General features: G+C 50.1%; 2 rRNA genes. Both read left to right on the forward strand.

From position 1 onward, the window contains the following. The first annotated feature begins 75 nt into the window (after positions 1-75). Positions 76-2948: ribosomal RNA gene (locus BLU78_RS13780) — 23S ribosomal RNA — on the forward strand. Positions 2949-3045: 97 nt separating this feature from the next. Further along, a 5S ribosomal RNA gene (gene rrf, locus BLU78_RS13785) occupies positions 3046-3159 on the forward strand. The last annotated feature ends 39 nt before the right edge of the window (positions 3160-3198 follow it).

Genomic DNA, 3198 nt, shown 5'->3' on the forward strand with positions numbered 1-3198 from the left:
GTAACGTACATTGACATATTTAAGGAGATGAGATAGAGTTCCGACACGGAATCAATAGGCCGTGTTGGAAGTTGTAAGAAAGTAAATAAGGGCGTATGGGGAATGCCTAGGCTCTTGGAGGCGATGAAAGACGTGGTAAGCTGCGATAAGCTTCGGGGATTTGCAAACAAGATTTGATCCGGAGATTTCTGAATGGGACAACCCGCTGGGTAGAAGATCCAGCATCCGGTAACGGAAGCCAACCCTCTGAACTGAAACATCTTAGTAGGAGGAGGAAAAGAAAGAAACATCGATTTCCTAAGTAGCGGCGAGCGAACGGGAAACAGCCTAAACCGGTTTTGTTACGGCAAAGCCGGGGTTGTAGGACTGCAACATTCAATTAACAATGAACTGGAACGTTCTGGAAAGTTCGTCCATAGAGGGTGAAAGACCCGTACAGGTAAGTTCGTTAAGCGATAGCAGTATCCTGAGTAGGGCGGGACACGAGGAATCCTGTCTGAATCTGCCGGGACCACCCGGTAAGGCTAAATACTCCCAAGAGACCGATAGTGAACCAGTACCGTGAGGGAAAGGTGAAAAGAACCCCGAACAGGGGAGTGAAATAGAACCTGAAACCATACGCTTACAACCTGTCGGAGCAGCTTCGTGCTGTGACGGCGTGCCTATTGAATAATGAGCCTACGAGTTACTAATCACTGGCAAGGTTAAGTGCATGAATGCACGGAGCCGAAGCGAAAGCGAGTCTGAACAGGGCGCTTAGTCAGTGGTTGTAGACGCGAAACCTTGCGATCTACCCTTGAGCAGGTTGAAGGTTGGGTAAAACCAACTGGAGGACCGAACGAATAAGCGTTGAAAAGCTTCTCGATGACTTGAGGGTAGGGGTGAAAGGCTAATCAAGCTGGGAAATAGCTCGTACTCCCCGAAATGCCTTTAGGGGCAGCGTTGTAATTAAGAGTCTACTGGAGGTAGAGCTACTGATTGGATGCGGGGGCTTCACCGCCTACCAAATCCTGACAAACTCCGAATGCCAGTAGTATGATTTACAGCAGTGAGCGACCGGGTGCTAATGTCCGGTTACGAGAGTGGAACAACACAGACCAGCAACTAAGGTCCCGAAGAGTATACTAAGTTGATCTAACGATGTTTTGCTGCAGAGACAGCTAGGATGTTAGCTTGGAAGCAGCTATTCATTCAAAGAGTGCGTAACAGCTCACTAGTCGAGCGGCAAAGCGTGGATAATAAACGGGCATCAAGTATACCACCGAAGTTCTGGGCACGAGAGTGCGGTAGGGGAGCATTCCATTGACGTCGAAGCCATTCCGTGAGGATAGGTGGAGTTTATGGAAAAGCAAATGTAGGCATGAGTAACGATAATGCGGGAGAGTAACCCGCACACCGCAAGACCAAGGTTTCCTGATCAACGCTAATCGGATCAGGGTTAGTCGGGTCCTAAGGGTAAGCCGAACGGTGATCTCGATGGATAATCGGTTAATATTCCGATACTGACATATACCTCGATGGAGAGACGAAGGAACGTAAGTGACGCCGCCTGACGGAATAGGTGGTTAAAGGGCTTAGGTATAGGGACAGATTAAGAGTTAGTCCTTGCTGAAACCTGACAGTACGGAGCGGCTACGGCCAATCTGATAGTTCACCCAAGTAGACTTCCAAGAAAATCTTCTAAGTTTAAGTATATGTTACCCGTACCGTAAACCGACACAGGTGGTCGAGGAGAGTATCCTAAGGTGCTCGAGTGAATCACGGTTAAGGAACTAGGCAAATTAACCCCGTAACTTCGGGATAAGGGGTCCCTACGCGAGTAGGGCGCAGCGAAGAGGTCCAGGCGACTGTTTATCAAAAACACAGGGCTCTGCAAATTCGAAAGAAGACGTATAGGGCCTGACACCTGCCCGGTGCTGGAAGGTTAAGAGGGGATGTCATCGCAAGAGAAGCATTGAATCGAAGCCCCAGTAAACGGCGGCCGTAACTATAACGGTCCTAAGGTAGCGAAATTCCTTGTCGGGTAAGTTCCGACCTGCACGAATGGTGTAACGATCTGGACACTGTCTCAACCGTGAGCTCGGTGAAATTGTAGTCCCGGTGATGATGCCGGGTACCCGCAACGGGACGAAAAGACCCCGTGAACCTTTACTATAGCTTAACGCTGAATTTGGGTACATAATGTGTAGGATAGGCCGGAGACTGTGAATCGGGCACGCCAGTGTTCGTGGAGTCAACGTTGAAATACGGCCCTTTGTGTACTTGGATTCTAACCCTGCAAAGGGGACACCGTTTGGTGGGTAGTTTGACTGGGGTGGTCGCCTCCAAAAGCGTAACGGAGGCTTCCCAAGGTACCCTCAGCACGAATGGTAACCGTGCGCAGAGTGCAATAGCATAAGGGTGCTTGACTGTGAGACCTACAAGTCGATCAGGTGCGAAAGCAGGGTATAGTGATCCGGTGGTTCTGTGTGGACTGGCCATCGCTCAAAGGATAAAAGGTACTCCGGGGATAACAGGCTGATCGCCGCCAAGAGCTCATATCGACGCGGCGGTTTGGCACCTCGATGTCGGCTCGTCACATCCTGGGGCTGGAGAAGGTCCCAAGGGTTCGGCTGTTCGCCGATTAAAGTGGCACGCGAGCTGGGTTCAGAACGTCGTGAGACAGTTCGGTCTCTATCTGTTGCGGGCGTAGGAAAATTGAGGGGTCCTGACTTTAGTACGAGAGGACCGAGTTGGACGAACCTCCGGTGTATCGGTTATGCTGCCAAGTGTACCGCCGAGTAGCCGCGTTCGGTTTGGATAAGCGCTGAAAGCATCTAAGCGCGAAGCCATCCCCAAGATAAGTTTTCCCTTGAGGGGCGTAGGAGACTACTACGTTGATAGGCTGCAGGTGTAAAGACAGTAATGTCAAAGCCGAGCAGTACTAATTACCCGATCGGCTTTTTTACAGCAATTCTTTATCTCATTTCCCGAATATGTCAACTCATACTGAGTACGGCAGATGTTTTATCCGTACGGCTTCGATACACTGAAGCAAAGGTTCTTTTAGGTGGTTATAGCAGTGAGGTTCCACCTCTTCCCATTCCGAACAGAGAAGTTAAGCTCACTTACGCCGATGGTACTGCGGTTTTCCCGTGGGAGAGTAGGTAGCCGCCTCTTCAAGCCGGATCCTAATAAAGGGTCCGGCTTTCTTTTTGT

The organism is Alistipes timonensis JC136, assembly GCF_900107675.1.
Taxonomy (GTDB): Bacteria; Bacteroidota; Bacteroidia; order Bacteroidales; family Rikenellaceae; genus Alistipes; species Alistipes timonensis.